The sequence below is a fragment of the Shewanella sp. SG44-6 genome, assembly GCF_014164185.1.
Lineage (GTDB): Bacteria > Pseudomonadota > Gammaproteobacteria > Enterobacterales > Shewanellaceae > Shewanella > Shewanella vesiculosa.
In genome coordinates, this window is the sequence record NZ_JACJER010000037.1 from 16,052 (window position 1) to 37,867 (window position 21,816).

Sequence of the window (21,816 nt, forward strand, 5' to 3'; positions counted from 1 at the left end):
GCATGCGCAACAGAATAGGAGTAGCAGGGCTTAGTCTTTCAGCCGCTGCATTCATTACTCTTATTGTGTCAGAAGGTTTCTCTCCGACGGCAACGGTTCCCGTTCAAGGTGATCGACCTACTGTCGGCTTCGGTTCGACTTACCATCCTAATGGTAACCAAGTGAAGATGGGTGAAACCATTACACCAATCAAAGGATTGCAGACAGCTCAGTCTCACATATCAGTTGATGAACAACGATTTCGCAATAGCTTAACTGGTGTTGAGTTAACCCAGGGTGAATATGATATGTATATCGATTGGGTGTATCAATACGGCATTGGCCGATGGATGAAGTCACCCATGCGAACTCATTTGAATGATGGCGAATATGTCCAGGCATGTGATGCTTTATTGCTACCTCAGTATCGAACTGTTGCTGGGTATGATTGCTCAACGCCTGGCAACAAAAGGTGTTACGGCGTTTGGACTCGAGCACAAGACCGACATAAGAGATGCATTGATTCACAAAGATAACTATCACCAGATCAACATCCAACTCAACGCAATAGCAATCGATTACAGAAGGGTTTTGAATCTTGATACCAGCAATCAAATTATTGAGTAAAACCTCTGAAATCAATCCCTGCAACTCGGTTGCGGCATTGCGTCAGGGGGTAGGGCGGGTCGAAACCTTGGGGCTTTTGGCTTCCTGACCGTTCGCTCCCATGTTTATACAGAACCGCGAAATGAGACCTTTTTTTCTGGAGCGAGGGAATCACCTAAATGTTCAGCACATTAAAGAATAAAATCATTACGTTAGTTATCAGTTTACTGATTATCTTAACCATCGGTTTAATGGCGCTTTTTAAAGTAAATCAGGGGCAAATAGCACTACTAAAGAGCGATCTGGCTACTTCAGAGCAAAATCGGGAATACTTAGAAAGGGATTTGACTTCTATCTCAAATGAGTTGGAAGTCGCTGAATTAGATAAGATTAAGTTGCGAGAAAGTTTGACATTGCTGGCTAAGACATTTAGCGAACGCGAGTTAAATCGAGCTGAAATAAAAACGGATTTTGCCGTCAGCAATAAAAAGCTGCTACAGATTTTTGACGGGACAACTGATGAAAAAACGATTTCTTGGGGTGCTGCTAATATCCCAAATGATATTAGTCGGGTGCTCGAGCATTCCGCCAAATGTGCGAACCGTTACCGTAACAAAGACAGTCTATGTGTTCCCTCCAGCGGAACTGATAAGCAAATGTTTAGTTCCGGAGTACTCCAGCCAGACAAACCAAGAACTTTCTAATTACACCAACTCACTAATTGAAGTTATATCACTCTGTGACCTTGATTGGGTCACGTTAGATAACTGGATCCGTGATCAGAAATCAAAGCTGTCTACCGAGTGATCGGAGGCGAAAATATGATTAACAAAACTATGACGACGCCAATTATGGATAAAACTGTTCAAACTGGGAGCTATATTGCTTCTATTTCGACTGCGATAGGCGGTTTCTTATCGTTAAGTAATATTGCGCTATTGCTCGGTATTGCATCAACAATAGCCCTCTTTATTGTTCAATACCGCCGAACTCAGTCATCAGAGATACGCGATCTTGAATATCATAAAGCTAGAATGGCTGCGTTAAAAGTCACATCTAAATCAGGGTGTAGTGATGAGTAAAATAGATGCCTTGATCGATGCGTTGAAAGCTCAAACGGAAGCACTTCATCAGCAAACAACGGCTATTAGCCAATTGGTTAATAGTAATCTAGATATTATGGATCAACTTATGGCTGCTGATTCTGAACAAGCAGCAACACCAAACTATTTAGATCAACCAGATGAACTATGAGTAAAGACATTAGCTGGCGTGATGACAAACGTAAAACGGCAGAGCGTGGATATGGTGGCAAATGGCAGAAGGCCAGAGAAACATTTTTAAAGCGCAATCCACTTTGTTGTTTCTGTGAACAGGAAAACAAAATTGTAGCGGCATCCGTTGTTGACCATATTAAACCGCATCAAGGCAATCAAGCCCTGTTTTGGGATACCGATAACTGGCAACCCCTTTGTAAACCTTGTCATGATAGCACTAAGAAAATAATGGAGAACCGAGGCGTTAGGCTTGGCGCTGATGAAAACGGCAAACCAACAGATCCTAATCATCATTGGAATAAATAAGCGAGGTTAAAGTGGCGGCTGGCAGAAAAGCTACACCCACCGCGCTCAAGCTAGTCACTGGTAACCCGGGCAAACGTGCACTTAATAAAAAAGAGCCCAAATTAGCGCCTGGTGTTCCTAGAATGCCATCTCATTTAAGCCAACGCGCAAAAGCAGCTTGGAAAAAGCTGACCAAACTACTTAAAGATATGGGCGTTCTTACCTTAGCCGATGGTATGGCACTTGAGCGTTTATGTGATGTCTACGCCGAAATTCTTGAATTAAGAGATGAAATCAAGAAAAACGGCAGAACATATCAAAGTGTAAAAATCATTGGTGAAAACGTCGATGAAGAAACTAAAGAGTTTACCCAAGTCGAGCAAATGTTAATGAAAGCGAATCCTGCAGTACAAATGCTAGCAGATGCCGATCGGCGCTTTAAAGGCTATCTCGTTGAATTTGGATTAACCCCTTCCGCAAGAAGCAAAGTACAGGTAACTGATGGTAGTAAGGAAAAAGAAGAAATCGACGAGTTCTTCGGATAAACATCAAGACCATGTTACACGCTGGGCAAAGGAAGTGGTATCAGGTGAGTTTTTAGCGGGGCCAGACATTCGCAACGCCTGCAAACGGCACCTAAAAGATTTAGAAACAGGCCACGAACGTGGTCTTTATTTTGACTTAGAAGCAGCAAATCGTGCGATTTCATTCTTCCCAAAAGTATTACGATTAAGTGGTGGTGATCACGAAGGGAAACCGTTTCAGCTGCTCGACTGGCAAGCATTTATCGTTGGTTCATTGTTTGGGTGGAAAGCTGAAGATCACACGCGTCGTTTTCGTATGTGTTATGTCGAAAGTGGTAAAGGCTCCGGTAAATCTCCACTTGCAGCGGGTATTGGGCTGTATGGGTTAGTCGCTGATAAAGAGGCGTCAGCAGAGGTTTATGCCGCTGCGACCAAAAAAGACCAAGCTATGATTTTGTTCCGCGATGCGGTTTCAATGGTCAATCAATCGCCTCAATTAAGCTCAAGACTTAAAAAGTCAGGTACAGGGCAAAGTGTTTGGAACCTAGCGTATATCGCTAAAAACTCTTTTTTTAGACCGATTAGTTCAGATAACGGTCAATCTGGTCCGCGGCCACACATGGCCCTGATTGACGAAGTGCACGAACACAAAAACAACAACGTTGTAGAAATGATGCGAGCCGGTACCAAAGGCCGCAAACAAGCGTTGATCTTCATGATCACCAACTCAGGCCATGATCGTACCAGCGTTTGTTACTCATATCATGAATACGGTAAATCAATTTGTGCTGGTACCAAAGAAGATGATTCCTTCTTCGCTTTTATCTGCTCGTTAGATGAAGGCGACGACCCCATAAATGATGAGAGCTGTTGGCCAAAGGCTAACCCATCACTTGGGCATACATTCAATCATAAATACTTGAGAGAGCAAGTTACTCAAGCTAAAGGCATGCCAGCCAAAGAAAGTATTGTTCGCCGGCTTAACTTTTGTCAGTGGGTTGATTCTGCATCACCTTGGTTATCGTCAGATACGTGGACAGACTGCGAAGATGACATCGATATTAACGAGCTCATCGGTGAAGAGTGTTACGGCGGCTTAGATTTATCGGGTACCAGGGATTTAACCGCACTAGGGCTTTACTTTCCACGGGTTAAAACCTTGTTAGTAGAGTTTTGGACACCAAAAGATACGCTTTTAGACCGCGAACGCACCGACAATGTGCCGTATTCATTATGGGAAAAACAAGGTTTTATCCATGCGCCACCGGGTCATGCAGTAGATTACAGCTTTGTTGCTGAGCGAATAGCCGATTTATCCGCACAGTTCGACATTAAATGCATTGGTTTCGACCAATACCGCATTAATTACCTCGAGCCTGTATTGGTTGAAGCAAACGTCTATATCCCACTGGTTAAACACGGGCAAGGTTACTACAAAACATCTGAATCAAACCTTTGGATGCCGCGGTCAATCGAACTATTTGAAAAGCTGATCACCGATAAAGAAATCAAAATAAAAATCAATCCTTGTCTTAGGTGGAATGCAGCAAGCGCAGTGCTTGAAGCGGATGCCAAAGACAATCGAATATTCACCAAGAAAAAATCAACAGGTCGCATCGATGGTGTGGTTGCTGCAGCAATGGCAGTGGGAACAGCCTTAGAGTCTGAAGGCATTGATGACGATGAAGATTGGTTAGAAGCAATACGGGACCCAATTTACTAATGACCTTACCACTCGCACTATTCATTTTATTAGCGCTTTCAGGTTCATTACTGGCCGTTGCTGGCGCTTACATATTATTCGGCCTTGGTTGGTCGTTAGTTGCGGCCTCGGTATTTTCATTTGCTGGCGCTTCATTTTTACGTAAAGGAATGACAGCGTGAAACCATCAAATTCACTAACAAGTATTATAGCTAAGGCCGCGAACCAGCCATTTGCATCAATAGGCGGCTTTATGGGAACAACATTGCGCCTAACAGATGGTGACTTTTGGTCACAGTTAATGGCCACATCAAAAAGCGGTAAAACAGTTAATGTTAATACCGCAATGCAGCTTGCTGCTGTATGGGCATGCGTTAGACGTATATCTGAAACCGTTGCCATGTTGCCGCTCGGTTTGTACGAACGCCAAAAAGACGGTGGGCGGGTCCAAGTCCAGAGCAGTTTATCTAATGTGCTAAGCCATCGCCCTAATGCTGACATGACATCAATGCAGTTTTGGGAAGCAGTTTTAGCGTCACTGCTATTGAAAGGTAATGCCTTTATCGAAATACATCGTTCAGGTAGCGACATTATTGCGCTCGATTTTTTAATGCCGAACAGAATGGATGTTGATTTAGCCGATAACGGCAGTTTGATCTACTGGTATACGCCCCGCAAAGGTAGAAAACGACAAATTCTTAAGCAAAATATGATGCATATCCCTGCATTCTCACTAGATGGCTTAATGGGGTTATCAACTATTTCATATGGGGCCAATGTATTTGGTGGTGCAATGTCTGCTGAAGATGTTAGTGCTAATACCTTTAAAAATGGCATGACCAAGACAGTCGCATTCTCTGTAGACCGAATTCTAAAAAAAGAACAGCGTGACGAATTTCGTGAATATGTCAAAACCATCACTGGTGCCATGAACGCGGGAAAATCTCCCATATTGGAACAAGGAGTAAAGCCTGAACTCATCGGCATAAACCCTATTGATGCTCAATTACTTGAATCCCGAAATCATAGTGTGGAAGAAATTTGCCGCTGGTTTTTAGTTGATCCATCATTGATTGGCGTTGGGGGTAAAGACAGTAACTGGGGCACAGGCTTAGAACAAAAGATGATCGGCTTTGTCACCCTGACACTATCGTCGTGGATACGTCGCATAGAGCAATCAATTTACATCAACTTGCTCACCCCTGCACAGCGCCAAAACCAATACGCCCAATATAACCTTGAAGCATTGCTTCGTGGTGATAGCGGATCGCGTGCTGAGTTCTACAGCAAAATGACCCAAAACGGCATTTACACCCGTGATGATTGTCGTGTTAAAGAAAACTTACCGCGTCGTGGTGGTAATGCCGATGTGCTAACCGTTCAAACAAACTTATCACCAATCGATCAGCTAGGTAGCCAATCAGAATCAGACAAAGCGAAATCTGCGTTAATGAACTGGCTTAACCAAGACAAAGACAAGCAGGAGTAAACCATGCCATTTCCAAAAAGTTTTACGCAGAGCGGAGTGCGCTGCGATATATCTCCGCGTGCGCAAGAACTGTGGAACCCAGCCATTCAAGCCGCTGTTGAAAACACGGAATCGACTATTACTGTTTACGGCATCATTGGCGAAGACTGGTACGGTGATGGTGTCACGTTAAAGCGTATCGATGCCGCATTGCGCAGTATTGGCAACGATAACGATGTCACTGTTTATATCAATTCACCTGGCGGCGATATGTTTGAAGGTATTGCTATTTACAATCGCTTTCTTGAGCACAAAGGCAAAGTCACTACCAAAGTTCTCGGTCTGGCGGCTTCTGCTGCATCCGTTATTTATATGGCTGGAGCTGATGATGCGCGTTTTATTGCAAGCACAGCTTTCCTGATGATCCACAACTGTTGGGTGTACACAGTCGGTAACCGCCATGCATTAAGAAACGTTGCTGATGATATGGAGGAGTTTGACGCTGCCATGGTCGATTTATATGTAGACGGTAGTGACCAGAGCGAAAAAAACATTACCAAAATGATGGATGAAGAAACCTTTATTCGTGGCAAAAAAGCCGTCGAGTTAGGTTTTGCATCAGACACGTTATCTGCCGATGAAATTGGCGAGTCTACCGACAATGCCAATGCAAACTCGCTCCGTAAAGTGGATGCGGCCATGGCAAAAGCAGGCGTTCCGCGCAGTGAGCGCCGCCAACTATTACAAGATTTAAAGTCCAGCACGCCGAGCGCTGTTGGCGGCATCAAGCCAGGTGCTGGTGTGTCCGATACGCAAAACGCTGTCGCCCCTGATCTAAGCGCGTTAATTAGCGCATCAAAAACTATCTTAATTAAATAACTGGAGGCGACAATGCCAAACCCAAATTTTGAAAAACAAGTTGAAGAACTAGGGACTAATCTGACCAAGATTAGTGATCAAATTAAATCAGCAGCAGAAGAAACCAACAAGCAGATCAAGGCTTCTGGTGAAATGCATGCTGAAACGCGTGATAAAGTCGATAAGCTGCTGTTAGAGCAAGGGGCCTTACAATCTCGCTTACAAGAAGCAGAACAAAAACTGTTAAAAGGTCCTGAAAGTCGCGAAGAAGAGCACGAAATGTCAATTGGCGAGCGGGTAGCTAATGACAAAGAGATGGAAGGTGTTAATAGCTCATTCCGTGGTAGTCGTCGTGTTGGTATGCCACGTTCTGCTATTACCTCTGCAGGTGGTTCAGGTGGCGCATTAGTTCGACCAGATCGTATGGTTGGTATTGTGGCTGGCCCAGAGCGCCGCTTAACTATTCGTGACTTAATTGCACCAGGTGAAACAGAAAGTAACAGCGTTGAATACGTCAAAGAAACAGGCTTTACTAACAATGCTGCGCCCGTAGCAGAAAACACCGGTAAACCCTATTCAGACATCACTTTTGGTTTAGTTAACAATGCCGTTCGCACTATTGCTCATATGTTTAAAGGCAGTCGTCAAATATTAGACGATGCAAAACAATTACAAAGCTTTATCAATGCTCGTGCAAAATACGGGTTAATGCTTAAAGAAGAGTTACAACTACTTTATGGCAATAACACCGGTGCAAACTTACACGGCATTATCCCGCAGGCTAGTACTTACGTTAAGCCAACTGGTGCAAACGTCGATACCGAGCAGCATATTGACCGTATTCGTCTTGCATTACTGCAAGCAGCATTAGCTGAGTATGCGGCAGACGGTATTGTGCTCAACCCAATTGATTGGGCTGTTATTGAAATGCTTAAAGACAGTAATAAAAATTACTTAATCGGCAAGCCACAAGGCCAAACATCACCAACGCTTTGGAACCGTCCAGTGGTTGAAACTCAGTCTATTGTTCAAAACGAGTTCTTAGTGGGTGCATTTCAAATGGGTGCACAAATTTATGACCGTATGGATATTGAAGTCTTAATCTCAACCGAGAACGACAAAGATTTTGAAAACAATATGGTCAGTATTCGTGCAGAAGAGCGATTAGCGTTAGCGGTATATCGTCCAGAAGCATTTGTAACGGGTGACTTTACCTTCGTATAAGTGAATATGCCCAAAGTAATCAAATCACTTAACTGATAAGTAAATCAATTAAAGGCTGACAATGTTCAGCCTTTATTGTTTTTTATAGGAGAACTCCCATGGCTATAGTTATGGCTATTGCACTTAAATCGTTTTATTTCGTAAAAGAAGTGAAAACAAAACAATCAAAACCATTTGAGGTTGAACAGCACAACTTTAATGAACTAAAAGCGCTTGGAATGGTAGATCACGCCCCAGAAGATGAAGCTGCTTTACAGGCTAAGGCTGACGAAGAGGCTGCGTTAAAGGCTAAGGCTGATGAAGAAGCAGCATTAAAGGCTAAAGCTGACGAAGAGACTGCGTTAAATGCTAAGGCTGATGAAGAAGCTGCATTAAAGGCTAAAGCTGATACCAGCAAAAAGACTAAAGCATAAAAAATAGTGAGTAGGAGTCATCAGTGGGCCTTATAACATTAATCCAAGCAAAGCCGTACCTCGATGTCATTCATGATGAAGATGATGACAAGCTACAACTTTTGCTCGATGCCGCTGAAGATGAAGCCTGCCAATTCTTGGGAAGGGAATCCCTGTCTATTTTGGTTGTTGAAGCAACGGGCAAGCTGCCACCCAGCGTGACAATGGGAGTGATGATATTGCTACAAGCAAACTATCAAGCTGCTCCAGATGATGTGCCAAAATTACGTCTTGCTGCTGAAATAAAATTAACGCCATATCGAATAGGCTGGGGTATTTAATGTTATCTCATCGACTACGCCATCGCATTCATTTACAGCAGCCTGAAAAAACACAAGATCCGCAAACAGGCGAAGAAATTGCAGGATGGCAAACGCTTTATCTTGGCCTAAAGCCACTCAATAGCGTGCCAGCTGAAGTGTTAACCGGTGCTGGTCGTGAATTTATTGCTGCCGATGCCAAGCAATCCGAAACAACTGCAAGAATTAACATCCGCTGGTTTCCAGTCGATATCAGCCTATTTTATCAGTGCCGCATATTGTGGGATGGTAGGGTATATGACATCCATTCAATTGAAACCGATTTAACAGGGCGTCAAGAGTGGCGACTCCGTTGCGAAGATGTTGTGAACTAAGGTTATTAATATGTCAGCATCGTTTGAGTTTAGTTTGCTTGGCGTAAAAGACGTCAAAGCAAAAATGAATAAGGTCAGCCAAACCGTTAATGATACTGGCACCCGCACCGCATTGCGCAAAGCGGCTGGTATTGTAAAAAAAGCTGCTCAACAAAACGCACTCGCAGTTGATGACCCCAAAACGGGTCGACGTATCCGTGATAACGTCACCTTGCAGTTTGCCAGCAAACTTTATCGTCAAAAAGGGGTGATTATGTATCGTGTTGGTGTCGCCACTAATCGCGGCCGTATTCCTACGCCAAATACTGACCAAGGTGCTAAAGGTAATACTCCGCACTGGCACTTAGTTGAACTCGGTACCGAACGAGCTGCTGCTCAACCATACCTGCGCCCAGCTCTAGCTAACAATGTTAACCAAGTAACAGTTAAGTTTATCAACGAGTTCAACAAAGAACTTGATAAGGCATTGTCATGAGTCTAGTGCCCATATTTTCAGTTTGCGCCGCAAGTGTAGCTGTCACGCAATTGTTAGGTACAAATCCTACTCGGCTGTATCCATTTGGACAAGCGCCACAAAATGTGGTCAAACCTTATGCGGTTTGGCAAGTCATTGGCGGTAGTCCTGAAAACTACGTATCAGGAAGACCAGATACGGACACGTTCAGTTTGCAAGTCGATGTATATGCCGAGTCAGGTTCATCAGCATCAAATGTGGGTGACGCAATACGAACAGCCATTGAATTAGATGCTTACACGACAAACTTTAACGGTGATAGTCGAGACGAACAAACTGGCCATTATCGCCATAGTTTTGATGTGGACTGGATAGTTAGCCGTTAATAAAATTAACTCTTTATTTACCCCAAGCCTCTGCAACCGCAGAGGCTTTTTTGTATCTGCCGCAAGGTTTATTGTTAGGAGCAAAACACATGAGTATGAAAACACAGGGCACCCAGCTCTATGCAATCGATCCGGAAGATGATTCCGTTTTAGTCATTACTGCCGTCACGAGTATCGACGGTATTGATAGTGCCGTTGATTCAATCGAAACCACCCCATTAGAAGCGTTGGCGCGTGAGTTTGTATCAGGCCTCAAATCGCCAGGTGCGGCAACGTTTGGTATTAACGTTGATCCAAAAAACCCTAGCCACTTACGTTTGCACCAATTAAAAACAGCGGGTACCACACTTAAATGGGCACTTGGTTGGTCTGATGCAGTCGGTACGCCGCCAACATTCTTAACCGATGATTTTGTATTACCACCAACCAGAACATGGATAACGTTCGAAGGCTTTATGACTGCTTACCCATTTGGCTTTACACAAAACGACGTTGTTAAATCAACGGTAGGCATTCAAGTTTCAGGTGACCCAATCTTGGTACCTAAAACATAAGCTTATGCTAGATAGCCCATTGGTTACCCTTTGGGCATTTTTATACACCAAGGAAATACTATGAAATTAAGTGTTGCTAGCCTAATCCAATCTGGCTCATTTTCTCCCGTTAATCCTGAACAACGAGAAATATCGTGGTTTAACGATAAAGGCGAAACTGTCAGCGCCGTTATTTTTGTACGTAAAAAATCATTTTCTACTGCAAATATAGAAGCTAATCACTACAACACTGGTGTTGATTCGCTTACTTCACGCATTGTTTCAAGCATTGTTGATGAAGAGGGCACGCCATTATTTAGTGTTGACGACATTATGGGTAATGCTGCTCACGGACCAATTTGTGACTCGCTCGGTATGGCATTGATTTGCGCCATAAATGAAGTGAATGGGATAGGGCTCAAACCTGACCCAAAATCCTTACCGCCGACGACGAATTCTGGCACGAGCTCGTCCTCGCCGGCGTTGGTGGAAGAACCGTTGAACATGCCAAGCAAAACCTAACCAACAAAGAAGTTGTCTACTGGATGGCGTATCGCGAAAAGTATGGTCCTTTAAGTGTTCAATTACGCCAAGAACGCATCTCGGCAGCTCAAATGCATCACATGAACACCATATATGGCGGTAAAGCCGAGCTATCTATGTTCATGCTATTCAGCCAAGTAGAAGACCAACAACCTCAAGAAGCCAGCATTGATGATGTACTCGTCATGCTTCAAGCCAGTGCAATCAAAAAATAACGCCACGGATGGCTTAATATCAATCTCGGAGCAAGTTAATGTCTAATCGGTCGTTAAGTACGCTAACGCTAAATATGATCGCTGAAACAGGCAGCTTCAACGCTGGAATGGATAAAGCTGAGCGGTCACTAGATAAAGTTTCTAGAGCAGCGGCAAAGCAGAAAAATGATTTAGTCCGATTAATGGGGCAGATAGATCCACTTGTCGCAGAATACGCCAAGCTAGATAAAATGGAGCGACAGCTTCAAAAACATCGAGAAGCAGGAACATTAGCCGGAAGTGAATATGATCAATATTCAAAACGACTTTCACAAATGCGGAGTGAGCTAGGTAGAACAGGTGCTCAGCTTAATAAAACAGATATCCAGTTCAATAAAGCAGGCCTATCTGCCAAGCAAATGGCATTTGCAACGCGTGGCTTACCAGCACAATTTACCGACATTGCCGTATCGCTTCAAGGTGGACAAAATCCATTAACAGTATTTTTGCAACAAGGTGGCCAGTTAAAAGATATGTTTGGCGGGATAGGTCCAGCCGCCAAAGCCATGGGAAGTTACGTTGCCGGCATGGTAAACCCATTCACTATTGGTGCAGCTGCAGTAGCGGTATTAACCCTTGCTTATTATCAAGGAAGTATCGAAGCTGATCGACTTCGTAATGCGCTTATTCTTACTGGTAATTCAGCTGGCACAACCTCCGATCAACTAATGGATGCCGCCAAACGTATCGATGGTATTAGCGGTAGTCAGCGACAAGCTGCAGCTGCATTAGCGGAAGTGGCTAGCTCCGGTAAATTTACAGCCAATCAAATAGAGTTGGTCGGTTTAGCTGCCGTGCAAATGGAGAATGTAACGGGAAAGGCCGTTGCTGATACTGTCGCTGAGTTTGCCAAATTAGCCGATGACCCAGTAAAGGCTGTCGAAGAACTTAATAAAAAATATAACTTCCTAACTGCCGCGGTTTATGAACAGATCGTATCGCTTAAAGAATCAGGTAAATCTACAGAAGCAGCGGACCTGGCATTTAAGGCATACAGTGATGCAATCAATGACAGAACAACAGAAATCACCAGTAACTTAGGAAGCATTGAAAAAGCGTGGAAAGCCCTTAAAACTGGAGCGTCTATATCTTGGGATCAGATTCTTAATGTTGGCAGAATGGATACGCTTAAGGAAAAGCTAGCTGCAAATTCTAAAGAAATAAATGAGCTTATATCACTTGGTAAAGGATCCCGCGGTGAAGCCACTCGCCGCGAAAACCTACTTGCAAAATTGCAAGCAGAAGGTAATGAGCTAGTTAAGCAAATACAATCAGCTGAAAAAATAGCCGCAAGCCAAGCTGAACGAGCCAAGTTAACTAAGGAGTCCATTGAGGCTCAACGTGCTATTGCTAAAGTCACCAATGAAACCCTCACTAATGAGCAAAAGCGCACTAAAGCAATAAAAGAATATAACGACAATATCGAAAAGGTGCGAAAAGGTGATGCTAATAGTGCCTTGCTTGATCCTGAAAAAATCAAACGTGACCTGGCATCGATAGAAGAAAAGTTTAAAGACACTGCTAAAACGACCAAAGCCTTTGCGGACGATGCGGCTGCCACGTACCTCATGCGTTTACGCGAAACTCAAGCAGGCTTGCAAGGTCAGCTAGAGTCAAATATCAAGCTCACTCAGTCACAAAAAGAGTTAGTGCAGTTTGAGCAGCAAATCGCCGATATTAAAAATAAAGATGTGCTAACCGCCCAACAAAAAAGTTTGTTGGCAGAGCAATCAGTGATCCGCGCCCAACTCGAAAAAAATGTTGCACTCGATGACGAAATTCAAAAGCGTAATGAATCAATCCGCCTGCAAAGCTATAGCGCCAATCTCACGGCTAACCTCGCCGCAGAACAACAGCGCAACGCTGATAAACTCGCAACCTTTGGCCTTGGCGACAAAGCACAGCAGCGTCTAGGTGATCGCCAAGGGATTGAGCATGATGTTGAACGAGCTCAAGGTAAGGCGTTATCAGATAACATCGCTGGCAGAACCACCGACGAAGAATATCAGCAACAGTTGGCTATGCTGGAAAATAACCTTTCGGCGCGATTGGCTGTTCAAGATGAATACTATTCAGCACTTGATGCCAAACAGGCCGACTGGACTAATGGCGCCCGTTCATCAATGCAAAACTACATTGATGCAGCAGCCGACATGGCTGGACAAACTAAAACACTAATGGATGGTGCATTTGGCGGAATGACAGACGCGCTTACCGATTTTGTGACAACTGGTAAAGCAGATTTTGCCGGGCTGGCTAAATCAATATTGGCGGATATCGCAAAAATAGCGATACAAAAAGCTGTTGCGGGTTTAGTCGGTAGCCTGTTCGGTGGTTATGCTGACGGCGGGGTTGTAGACGGAAAAGCCACAGGCTTCTCTTCTGGTGGTTACACCGGCGCGGGTGGCAAGTATCAACCTGCAGGGATAGTACATAAAGGTGAAGTTGTTTGGTCTCAGCGTGATGTTGCCCTAGCTGGTGGTGTTGCGACAGTAGAAGCAATGCGAAAAGGCCACACTGGTTATGCTGAAGGTGGCGTTGTAGGCGGTTCAACTTTTAAGGGCATTCCTGCTGCAATGACTGGTTCCAGTGGTGTAAATGTTCAAATTAATATTGAAAAAAGTGGTAATACGACGACCACTTCAGATACGCCAGCGTTAAATCAGTTTGGCTCAGAAATCGGTAAATTTGTTGAGCAAAAATATCGAGAGTTGCTAGCAAAAGACTTACGCCCCAACGGACAAATTGGTCGAAGTATAGCTGGAGGATACCGCTAATGGCAGCACAAGTGTTTACATGGACACCTGACAACGGTTCCACTGGCGAAGTCCAATATCGAACCAGAATGGTGCAGTTTGGTGATGGTTATACTCAGACTGTAGGGGATGGTATTAATAATAAAACTCAAAGTTGGCCATTGTCATTTACAAAAAACAAATCTGAATCTGAGGCCATAGTGGAATTTTTAGATAATCATCACGGTTCAAAATCATTTCAATGGCTACCCCCTTTAGGTACAGCATCTTTATTCAAAGCAATACAGATAACCAATACACCTCTTGGTGGCGGTATGTACCGTATTACCGCCACCTTTGAACAAGCATTTCATCCTTAATCATTCTGCTATTGGAATTAATCATGGCATTCGAAACAATTAATCTTGGCAATCAGCCAACTGGTACCGGTGGCGACACTGCACGTTCAGCATTTGAAAAGGTAAATAAAAACTTCATAACTGCAGAGGTGTTAGCTTCATCTATGTCGCAAGCTCAGTTTGAAGCTATTCGAGCTGAAAACAATGAAGAGTATGCGGCTAGTGGTTTTGTTCATTTAGGTAATCACGAATCAGGCAAGAATGTAAACGAAGTTAAGAGCGGGTTATATACTTCACTAACAACTCAAAATACTCTTGTTTTAGGTAAGGATGGTGGTTTAGGTGGTTCAAAATCAGACTATGCAGTCATTAATATTGCTGGAGTTATAAACCATTTAACTACAGAGTTTAAAGTAAAACTCCCGCAAGCTCCTGATGGTAAAACTACTTACAACAAAGCTACCGGTGCCAATATTGTCTATGCCACAACTACCGCCGCTTTTAATGCTGCAGCTGTTGATGTAAACCTAGAGGTAGTTACAGACCGTGTAGATATGTGGGGGTTTGAATCATGGCTTGAGGAAGTAAGCGCTACTAATCCTTATGTTTACCCTAATGGGTTAATTCAATCTTTAGCAGCAACTATGGATGGTATAACTACTACTGCCAGTAACCGCCCTGTGACTTACTACGCTTGGTTTGATGGTGACACAGACTCTAAGGGTTTAGGGGTAGATTTCTTTGCTGCTACGGATGCAGAAAAGAGAGTGATGCTTAGCAACCATAAAAACAAATTTATCTACCTTGATGATGGTCGGTTAGTCCAATGGCGTGGTCGTGGTCGTTCGTTTGCTGGTGCTGGTAATGGTGACTGGTTTACAAAATATAATAATCTACCTGATGATGGGAATATTAGATTCTCATCCTCGGTATATTTACAAGCTCAAGGAAGTAATAATCAACTCATAGGTAATTCTTTAGGATTATTTACAGCTTTTGGAACTAATAAGATATACAGAGCAACTAATTTTAAAGATGGGAACGTAAACCCAACTGCCAAAGCTAATAATGTTATTGGTGCATTCTCTGCTGGGTTATCCTCAGGGAATACTTTAGGTATCAATTCAAATTGCTACTTCTTAGTCTGCGGCACAGTTAACCGCTTAAACCAAGGGGCTTACCATCCAAGTTTTAATCCTAGTGGTACTGGTAGTTGGGCTGATTCTTCTTCAGGGGTAAATATTAATGAAGGCCAAAAATGGCATGATGTATGGCATAAAGCATCTATGAAACCTACATCGAAGGCTGATGCCTTTAATGAAGTCCTTCAAGCGTCAACAGACTTTACCAAGTCAGGGGTATTTAAATACAAATCAGGCTTAATGTCAGGTGCGATTGGGAGCTCAGTAAATGGCAGACCAGACGGATGCTTCTACGATGCTATCTATGCGGATGGTCAGGGAGGTGTTTGCCGTGATATGCGCTATTCAGCTAACCACACAACGCTAGAAAAGTTTGCTGAAGCTGACTTGAAAGTTAAGAACGGCACTTATCGGGGGTTTGAGAAGCGTGTTTTTAGTAGAGTTGGAAATTATACAACTTCAAGTGGAGGGGTGCAGTCTGCATATGCAATAAGTAGTGAGGAAAGTGGGTACATGAGTATTGGTGATAAAATACACCTTGAAAAGCCTGACGGGACTTATATTACTAGGCACATTATTGCAATTGGTGGGGGAATAATAAATGTTGATGGTAGCCAAGATAGAAAAACACTCGGATATTATGTTGTAGAGACACAACTCCCTTCATCAGTAGGCGGCTCATTTCTACAAACTGCTGTAATAGGTAATCCTACCAATATCCTTGCCACCCCTGCATTAGCTAATGGCTGGGAAGGTAGTTGGATTCCACAGCTTGCACAACCAAGTGTGGTGCTAACGGCATACCTAACTAGGAAGCTCATAGGAACTGGATCAATAAGTTATCAATATACTCTTGATAATGGTAGTAGTTGGAGTTTAAGCAGTGCATTTATTGACGGTGTTACAAACTCAGTTAATGTTGGTGGGGCAAGCACATCACAAGATAATATCTACATGTATCCATATCAGGCCTTTGCTAAACAAACAGAGCCAACGTCTAAAGCCGTAATACATGGAGGAGAGTTTGGATTAGGCAATTCGCGCACTTCATCCAATAGCGGAATAACTTACTGCAACACACTGGCAGAGTCAGCGCTAGGCATTATTCTCACGGGAAGTGGTACTAATTCCGGCGGTGAATCATTAACTACGTTATCTAATCTAATATCTCCGGATGGAACGTTATCCTCTGCTGGTGTTAATCATGTTTCTATGAAACTACCTGCTCCACTCAACGGTAGTAAAGGTATTAAAGCCCTAGACTACAACGTCAACATTAACCAGCAAGCGTTTAAGCAATATGCCGCTACTGAGATGAAATGGAATGGCACTAGTTGGGGTGACGACTCTCAGATACACATTGTAGATGGTGAGAATACGTTAACCGACCTAAACGGTAATACTGTCAAAGTCGTAACTCACAAACTAAAAGAGCCAATCGGCTGGATTAAGAACACTATCTAATGGAGATTAGGGGAGCGATCCCCTTTTAACTTTATGTATAAATCACTAGAAGATGTACCCGTTGAAATTCGTGAATTTTATGAAGTAGTAGAAAATACGGTTTCCTTAATCGAGCGCGACAAAGTTTTATTTGATGGTGTAATGCAGTCGATAAGCTTACGCCATTCACGATCTGTAATTGATGCTGCTTTACGCAAGGCTATCGAGTGGGACCATTTTGCTGTTAACCATGATGGTTATTTGTCTTGGGTTTATGAGCTTGCTTTATGGGAACAAGAGCAGCTCGATAATGAAGGCAATGAAGAATACCAACCATCAGCTAAGCCAACTCATCCAGTTATCGATATCGAAAGCTACAGAAAGTATTACCAGGTGATCATTGTCCCTATTAGCAACATAGAAAACCCGTTAGCTACTTTTGTTGATACTATTGATGATGATTTATTTATCATTAACAGAGTACATGATACTGAGCCAAAGCCTAAAGCTGAGATTGATACAATCAAAAAGCTAGAGGGAATTGAGTTTAATGGTGTGAAGTGTTCAGCAACGAAAGAAGATATGTGGGGGCTATCAAGTGTAGAGGCATTGGTACGAAGTGGAGCACCGATTAACTTTAACTTTGACAGCGGAGAAACATTATTGCTTACTCCTGCAAACATCGATGAGTTTCAAGCTATATGGGTTCCATTTAGAATGAGTTTTTTTACTGCAACCAGCCAAACTTAATAAATAAACAACTATTAGATAACGGCCAGAGCCAAAAGCTCTGGCCGTTTTTGTTTTAGTTCCCAGATAAAATTTAAGGGGCAGTTAATGCTTAGCGCGGACATTCAAACGTTAGAACCTGGTAATGAAGTTATTCTTTATGAAATAGACGGTACCGCTTTTGGTGCTGATATCCTACGATTTCACTCACACACTATTCCATATAGCCAGACTGAGATGTCACAACCAGACTTACCCGCACGGATAATTTGGTGGCAAGGTGAAGAATATAGTGCCTGGCCTACACAGCTAGAAGGGCTAGAAGTTAATTCAGATGGTTCACCAAGTACTCCAATGCTGACGGTCGCTAACGTAGACGGAAGTATTAGTGCTATGTGCTTGTATTTTCAAAATATGGAGCAAGCCAAGGTGACTATTCACCGAACTCTGTCAAAGTATCTTGATGAGGCCAATTTTCAAATTGGTAACGTGGATGCGGATCCAACTCAAGAAGCAATAGAAATTTGGTACATTGATAAAAAAGTAAACGAAGATAACGAAACCATATCGTTTGAATTATCAAACCCAGCAGATCTTTCAGGATACAAAATTGGGCGGCAAATGACTGCTTATTGTTTCTGGTGCCAAAGAGGTGAATACCGTGGTGCTGATTGCAGTTATACCGGTGCAGCCATGTTTACCGATGAAGATTTACCAACTGATAATCCTGCTCTAGATCAGTGTTCTGGCACCATAGCTGGTTGCACTAAACGCTTTGGCGAAAACGAAGAACTACCCCACGGCGGTTTCCCAAGTGTTCGCCTTATCCGTTAAACATAAGCGACAACCATTATCCTGACACAAAAAATGGTTTATCCAAGTAGGTTATTATGCATCCAATACTGTTACATGCATTTAAGCAGCATACAATCAGCTGCTATCCAAACGAGGCGTGTGGATTAATCATCAACATAGGCAATAAAGCTCACTACATGCCATGCAATAATGTGGCAGTAAACAAAGTCGATCAGTTTGAAATATCCGCCCAAGAATATGCAGCAGCTGAAGACCGCGGCGATATCATTGGTATTTGTCACAGCCATCCAAATGCAACCAGTAAACCTAGTCAGCGCGATATAGCCATGTGTGAGGCGAGTTTTCTTCCTTGGCATATATTGAGTTGGCCGGAAGGTGATTTGCGTTCAATAGTACCAACCGGTGAAGTCCCTCCGTTAATAGGTCGGCCTTTTGTGCATGGAGTATGGGATTGCTACAGCTGCGTTCGAGACTGGTATAAAGAAACCAAACATATCACATTGCCAAACTTTGAGCGTAAAGACGGATGGTGGGAGGGTGAGGAAGAACTCTATTTAGATAATTTTACCAAAGCTGGCTTTATCCAGGTGCATGATCAGTTAAAAATTGGTGATGGCATTTTAATGCAAATACAAAGTAAGCGTGTGAATCATGCCGCTGTGTATGTGGGTGATGGAAAAGTTTTACACCATCTATATGGACGCTTAAGTCGCAATGATGTTTACGGTGGTTACTGGCAACGTAATACCAGAATGATTGTAAGGCATGTAGGTAACAAAAATTGTGATATTAGTACGAAGAATTTATGCCAGGATTAACACAACAGAAATTAGAAACTACAAAGATCGGACTACCCATAAACCACTAAAAAGCCACCTGCAGGTGGCTTTTTTATTTAAGATTTGAGCACAATTATGAGCACAAAATTCACAACGATTAAGTTATCGGGCTCATTAGCCAAGAAGTTTGGTCGTGAACATAAGCGATTGCTCGAAACGGGCACTACATCAGAAGCCTTTAGTGCTATAAAAAATACGCTTCAAGGCTTTGAGCTGTTTATCAGAGAACAGGCAAAGTTAGGTTTGCGTTATGCCATTTTTAGAAATGGTAAAAACACCGGCCAAGATGAATTCGATTTAAGTGGCACAAATGAAATCCGTATTGTGCCTGTTGTTGGAGGCAGCAAGCGTGGAGGTATTCTGCAAACAATATTAGGTGCAGTGTTGATTGTAGCTGGTACTTATTTTGGGCAGACTTGGGCTGTGAATGCGGGTATTGGCATGGTCGCTGGTGGCGTTGTGCAAATGCTCAGTCCTCAGGCTAAAGGGTTGAAAGGGCGAGAGGCTAGTGACAACGCCCCTAGTTATGCCTTTGGTGGTGCCGTTAATACTACCGCTGCGGGTAACCCTGTTGGTATTGGTTATGGTAAGCGCCGGATTGGTGGCGCCATTATTAGCGCTGGTATTTATGCTGAAGACATCGCAGTTTCAAAGCGCCCAGTGCAAACCAGTGGTGGCAGTGGCGGAAGTAACGGACAACAGGAGCCGTAAATAATATGGGCATACCAGCAATAACAGAACGTCAATTGACTATTAATGGCGCTAAAGGTGGAGAGTCCGATCAACGTACTCCAGTAGAATCCCCTGATGATTTACGTTCTATCGCTAAAGCTAAAATATTACTCGCAATTGGTGAAGGCGAATTTGACGGACAGTTATCGGGTCAAAATGTGTTTCTTGATGGCACCCCCTTGCTAGATGCTAATGATGTAGAAAACTTCCCGGGTGTTATTTGGGACTTCCGCCCAGGCTCGGTTCATCAAACTTATATCCCTGGGCTTCCATCCGTTGAAAATGAAGTTGCCTTAGGTATTGAGTTAAAATCAGATCAGCCTTATACCCGCGCCATTACTAACTCATTACTTTCTGCTGTGCGAGTGCGCTTTCGTTGGCCAGCATTACAAAAGCAACTTGATAATGGTGATGTGACTGGGTATCGCATTACTTATGCAATTGACATTTCGACTGATGGCGGCAGTTATCAAACAGTGCTAAATACTGCTGTTGATGGAAAAACGACACAAGCTTATGAAAGAAGCCATCGTATTGACTTGCCTATGGGTAATAGTTGGCAGATCCGTCTACGCCGGTTAACTGCCAATCAAAATAATAATCGCGTAGCCGATACTATGCAGATTTCTGCGATCACGGATGTTATTGATCGTAAGCTTAAGTACCCTAATACAGCTTTGCTTTATGTTGAGTTTGACGCCAGCCAATTCCAGAATATTCCAGTGGTGTCGTGCGAACCTAATATGCGCAAGGTAAAAGTACCGACAAATTATAACTCATCGACTCGAACTTACTCTGGCGTGTGGGATGGGGCATTTAAAGTTGAGTGGACTGATAACCCAGCATGGGTGAGTTACGACATTATACTGGATGATCGCTTTGGTACTGGCAGAAGAATGACTGCAGCATTGGTAGATAAGTGGGAGCTTTACAATATAGCTCAATATTGCGATCAGTTGGTACCCGATGGCAAAGGCGGCACAGAGCCTCGTTATATCTGTAATATCTATATTCAACAAGCGACAGAAGCATGGCAGGTATTACGTGATTTGGCATCGATTTACCGCGGGATGACCTATTGGTCAAATGGACAAATGTATTCAGTTGCTGATATGCCACGTGATATGGATTTTACCTACAATAATGCCAATGTTATTAATGGTAAGTTTAGCTATTCATCAAGTAGTGAAAAGGTAAAATATACCCGCGCACTGATCAGCTGGGATAATCCTGATAATGCATTCGAATCTGATGTCACCTCAGTATCAGACCAAGCATTGCAACGCCGTTATGGTGATAACGTTGTTGAATTGTCAGCATTAGGTTGCACCAGAGAATCTGAGGCACAGCGTCGTGGCAAGTGGGCCATTTATACTAATAACAACGACCGTGCAGTCAACTTTAAAGTAGGAATGGACGGCAATATTCCGTTGCCTGGCTTTGTTATTGGGGTTGCCGATCAGCTTATTGCAGGAAGTCGTATTGGTGGCCGAATTTCGGCTGTAAGTGGAAAAGAGATTACGTTAGACCGTGCTGCAAATATTGCTGTTAACGATAGACTTATTATTAACCTGCCAGCGGGAAAAGCTGAAGCAAGAACGATTGAATCGGTTAATGGGCGCATCGTAACAGTCTCTACTGAATACAGTGAAACGCCATTGCCTCAACTTTTGTGGTCTGTTGAGTCTGACGAGCTAAATTTGCAACAATTTAGAGTGCTGCGCGTGGGCAAAGCCGACAGCGATAGTATTGAATATGAGATCACGGCTGTAGAGCATAATCCCAGTAAATATCCTTACATCGATACAGGGGCAAGATTAGAAGAAAGGCCAATCAGTAAGC

General features: G+C 43.2%; 27 protein-coding genes. All 27 read left to right on the plus strand.

All coding sequences use genetic code 11. From position 1 onward, the window contains the following. The first annotated feature begins 2 nt into the window (after positions 1–2). Positions 3–515 carry a glycoside hydrolase family protein gene (locus tag H5185_RS08805; RefSeq protein ID WP_182741882.1) on the plus strand — a complete coding sequence of 171 codons (513 nt, stop codon included), beginning with the start codon at positions 3–5 and terminating at the stop codon, positions 513–515. Between the two features lie 249 nt (positions 516–764). After that, positions 765–1,289 (plus strand): hypothetical protein, encoded by a 525-nt coding sequence (locus H5185_RS08810; protein ID WP_182741883.1) that lies wholly within the window; start codon positions 765–767, stop codon positions 1,287–1,289. A 117-nt stretch (positions 1,290–1,406) separates the two neighbouring features. After that, positions 1,407–1,667, plus strand: coding sequence for an HP1 family phage holin (locus H5185_RS08815; RefSeq protein ID WP_182741884.1), 261 nt, complete (start codon positions 1,407–1,409; stop codon positions 1,665–1,667). Further along, positions 1,660–1,839 (plus strand): hypothetical protein, encoded by a 180-nt coding sequence (locus H5185_RS08820; RefSeq protein WP_182741885.1) that lies wholly within the window; start codon positions 1,660–1,662, stop codon positions 1,837–1,839. Before H5185_RS08815 ends, H5185_RS08820 begins: the two co-directional genes overlap by 8 nt. Further along, positions 1,836–2,168, plus strand: coding sequence for an HNH endonuclease (locus H5185_RS08825; protein ID WP_182741886.1), 333 nt, complete (start codon positions 1,836–1,838; stop codon positions 2,166–2,168). Before H5185_RS08820 ends, H5185_RS08825 begins: the two co-directional genes overlap by 4 nt. Before the next feature lie 11 nt (positions 2,169–2,179). Then, positions 2,180–2,692, plus strand: coding sequence for a phage terminase small subunit P27 family (locus H5185_RS08830; protein ID WP_182741887.1), 513 nt, complete (start codon positions 2,180–2,182; stop codon positions 2,690–2,692). Continuing rightward, positions 2,649–4,394 (plus strand): terminase large subunit, encoded by a 1,746-nt coding sequence (locus tag H5185_RS08835; protein ID WP_182741888.1) that lies wholly within the window; start codon positions 2,649–2,651, stop codon positions 4,392–4,394. The genes H5185_RS08830 and H5185_RS08835 overlap by 44 nt, the downstream gene beginning before the upstream one ends. Further along, on the plus strand, positions 4,394–4,555 hold the full coding sequence (locus H5185_RS08840; RefSeq protein ID WP_182741889.1) for a hypothetical protein: 162 nt from the start codon (positions 4,394–4,396) through the stop codon (positions 4,553–4,555). Before H5185_RS08835 ends, H5185_RS08840 begins: the two co-directional genes overlap by 1 nt. Beyond that, the gene (locus H5185_RS08845) at positions 4,552–5,862 is read left to right on the plus strand and encodes a phage portal protein (protein WP_182741890.1); all 1,311 of its coding nucleotides are present in this window, start codon (positions 4,552–4,554) and stop codon (positions 5,860–5,862) included. The genes H5185_RS08840 and H5185_RS08845 overlap by 4 nt, the downstream gene beginning before the upstream one ends. Positions 5,863–5,865: 3 nt before the next feature. After that, positions 5,866–6,720 carry a head maturation protease, ClpP-related gene (locus H5185_RS08850; RefSeq protein WP_182741891.1) on the plus strand — a complete coding sequence of 285 codons (855 nt, stop codon included), beginning with the start codon at positions 5,866–5,868 and terminating at the stop codon, positions 6,718–6,720. 12 nt (positions 6,721–6,732) lie between these two features. Then, positions 6,733–7,923: a phage major capsid protein gene (locus tag H5185_RS08855; protein WP_182741892.1), complete on the plus strand. Its 1,191-nt coding sequence runs from the start codon at positions 6,733–6,735 to the stop codon at positions 7,921–7,923. A 98-nt stretch (positions 7,924–8,021) separates the two neighbouring features. After that, positions 8,022–8,336, plus strand: a complete 315-nt coding sequence (locus H5185_RS08860) for a hypothetical protein (RefSeq protein WP_182741893.1) — start codon at positions 8,022–8,024, stop codon at positions 8,334–8,336. A gap of 23 nt (positions 8,337–8,359) precedes the next feature. Beyond that, a complete protein-coding gene (locus tag H5185_RS08865; protein WP_182741894.1) occupies positions 8,360–8,656 on the plus strand; it encodes a head-tail connector protein in 297 nt (98 codons plus the stop codon). Continuing rightward, positions 8,656–9,009 carry a phage head closure protein gene (locus H5185_RS08870; protein ID WP_182741895.1) on the plus strand — a complete coding sequence of 118 codons (354 nt, stop codon included), beginning with the start codon at positions 8,656–8,658 and terminating at the stop codon, positions 9,007–9,009. The genes H5185_RS08865 and H5185_RS08870 overlap by 1 nt, the downstream gene beginning before the upstream one ends. 10 nt (positions 9,010–9,019) lie before the next feature. Beyond that, positions 9,020–9,484, plus strand: a complete 465-nt coding sequence (locus tag H5185_RS08875) for an HK97-gp10 family putative phage morphogenesis protein (RefSeq protein WP_182741896.1) — start codon at positions 9,020–9,022, stop codon at positions 9,482–9,484. After that, positions 9,481–9,849 carry a DUF3168 domain-containing protein gene (locus H5185_RS08880; RefSeq protein ID WP_182741897.1) on the plus strand — a complete coding sequence of 123 codons (369 nt, stop codon included), beginning with the start codon at positions 9,481–9,483 and terminating at the stop codon, positions 9,847–9,849. The genes H5185_RS08875 and H5185_RS08880 overlap by 4 nt, the downstream gene beginning before the upstream one ends. 89 nt (positions 9,850–9,938) lie before the next feature. Further along, positions 9,939–10,403: a phage tail tube protein gene (locus H5185_RS08885; RefSeq protein WP_182741898.1), complete on the plus strand. Its 465-nt coding sequence runs from the start codon at positions 9,939–9,941 to the stop codon at positions 10,401–10,403. Between the two features lie 60 nt (positions 10,404–10,463). Beyond that, positions 10,464–10,904 (plus strand): phage tail assembly chaperone family protein, TAC, encoded by a 441-nt coding sequence (locus tag H5185_RS08890; protein ID WP_182741899.1) that lies wholly within the window; start codon positions 10,464–10,466, stop codon positions 10,902–10,904. Positions 10,905–10,927: 23 nt separating this feature from the next. Further along, positions 10,928–11,140, plus strand: coding sequence for a hypothetical protein (locus tag H5185_RS08895; protein ID WP_182741909.1), 213 nt, complete (start codon positions 10,928–10,930; stop codon positions 11,138–11,140). Positions 11,141–11,178: 38 nt separating this feature from the next. Beyond that, the gene (locus H5185_RS08900) at positions 11,179–13,956 is read left to right on the plus strand and encodes a phage tail tape measure protein (protein ID WP_182741900.1); all 2,778 of its coding nucleotides are present in this window, start codon (positions 11,179–11,181) and stop codon (positions 13,954–13,956) included. Beyond that, positions 13,956–14,294, plus strand: a complete 339-nt coding sequence (locus tag H5185_RS08905; protein WP_182741901.1) for a phage tail protein — start codon at positions 13,956–13,958, stop codon at positions 14,292–14,294. The genes H5185_RS08900 and H5185_RS08905 overlap by 1 nt, the downstream gene beginning before the upstream one ends. 23 nt (positions 14,295–14,317) lie before the next feature. Then, a complete protein-coding gene (locus tag H5185_RS08910; protein ID WP_182741902.1) occupies positions 14,318–16,879 on the plus strand; it encodes a hypothetical protein in 2,562 nt (853 codons plus the stop codon). A 33-nt stretch (positions 16,880–16,912) separates the two neighbouring features. Further along, positions 16,913–17,608: a hypothetical protein gene (locus H5185_RS08915; protein ID WP_182741903.1), complete on the plus strand. Its 696-nt coding sequence runs from the start codon at positions 16,913–16,915 to the stop codon at positions 17,606–17,608. An 87-nt stretch (positions 17,609–17,695) separates the two neighbouring features. Continuing rightward, complete coding sequence (locus H5185_RS08920) at positions 17,696–18,421, plus strand: phage minor tail protein L (protein WP_182741904.1); 726 nt, start codon at positions 17,696–17,698, stop codon at positions 18,419–18,421. 56 nt (positions 18,422–18,477) lie between these two features. Continuing rightward, a complete protein-coding gene (locus H5185_RS08925; RefSeq protein WP_182741905.1) occupies positions 18,478–19,221 on the plus strand; it encodes a C40 family peptidase in 744 nt (247 codons plus the stop codon). Positions 19,222–19,317: 96 nt separating this feature from the next. Beyond that, on the plus strand, positions 19,318–19,953 hold the full coding sequence (locus tag H5185_RS08930) for a tail assembly protein (RefSeq protein WP_182741906.1): 636 nt from the start codon (positions 19,318–19,320) through the stop codon (positions 19,951–19,953). Positions 19,954–19,958: 5 nt separating this feature from the next. After that, a partial coding sequence (locus H5185_RS08935; protein WP_182741907.1) for a host specificity protein J occupies positions 19,959–21,816 on the plus strand: 1,858 nt, incomplete at its 3' end.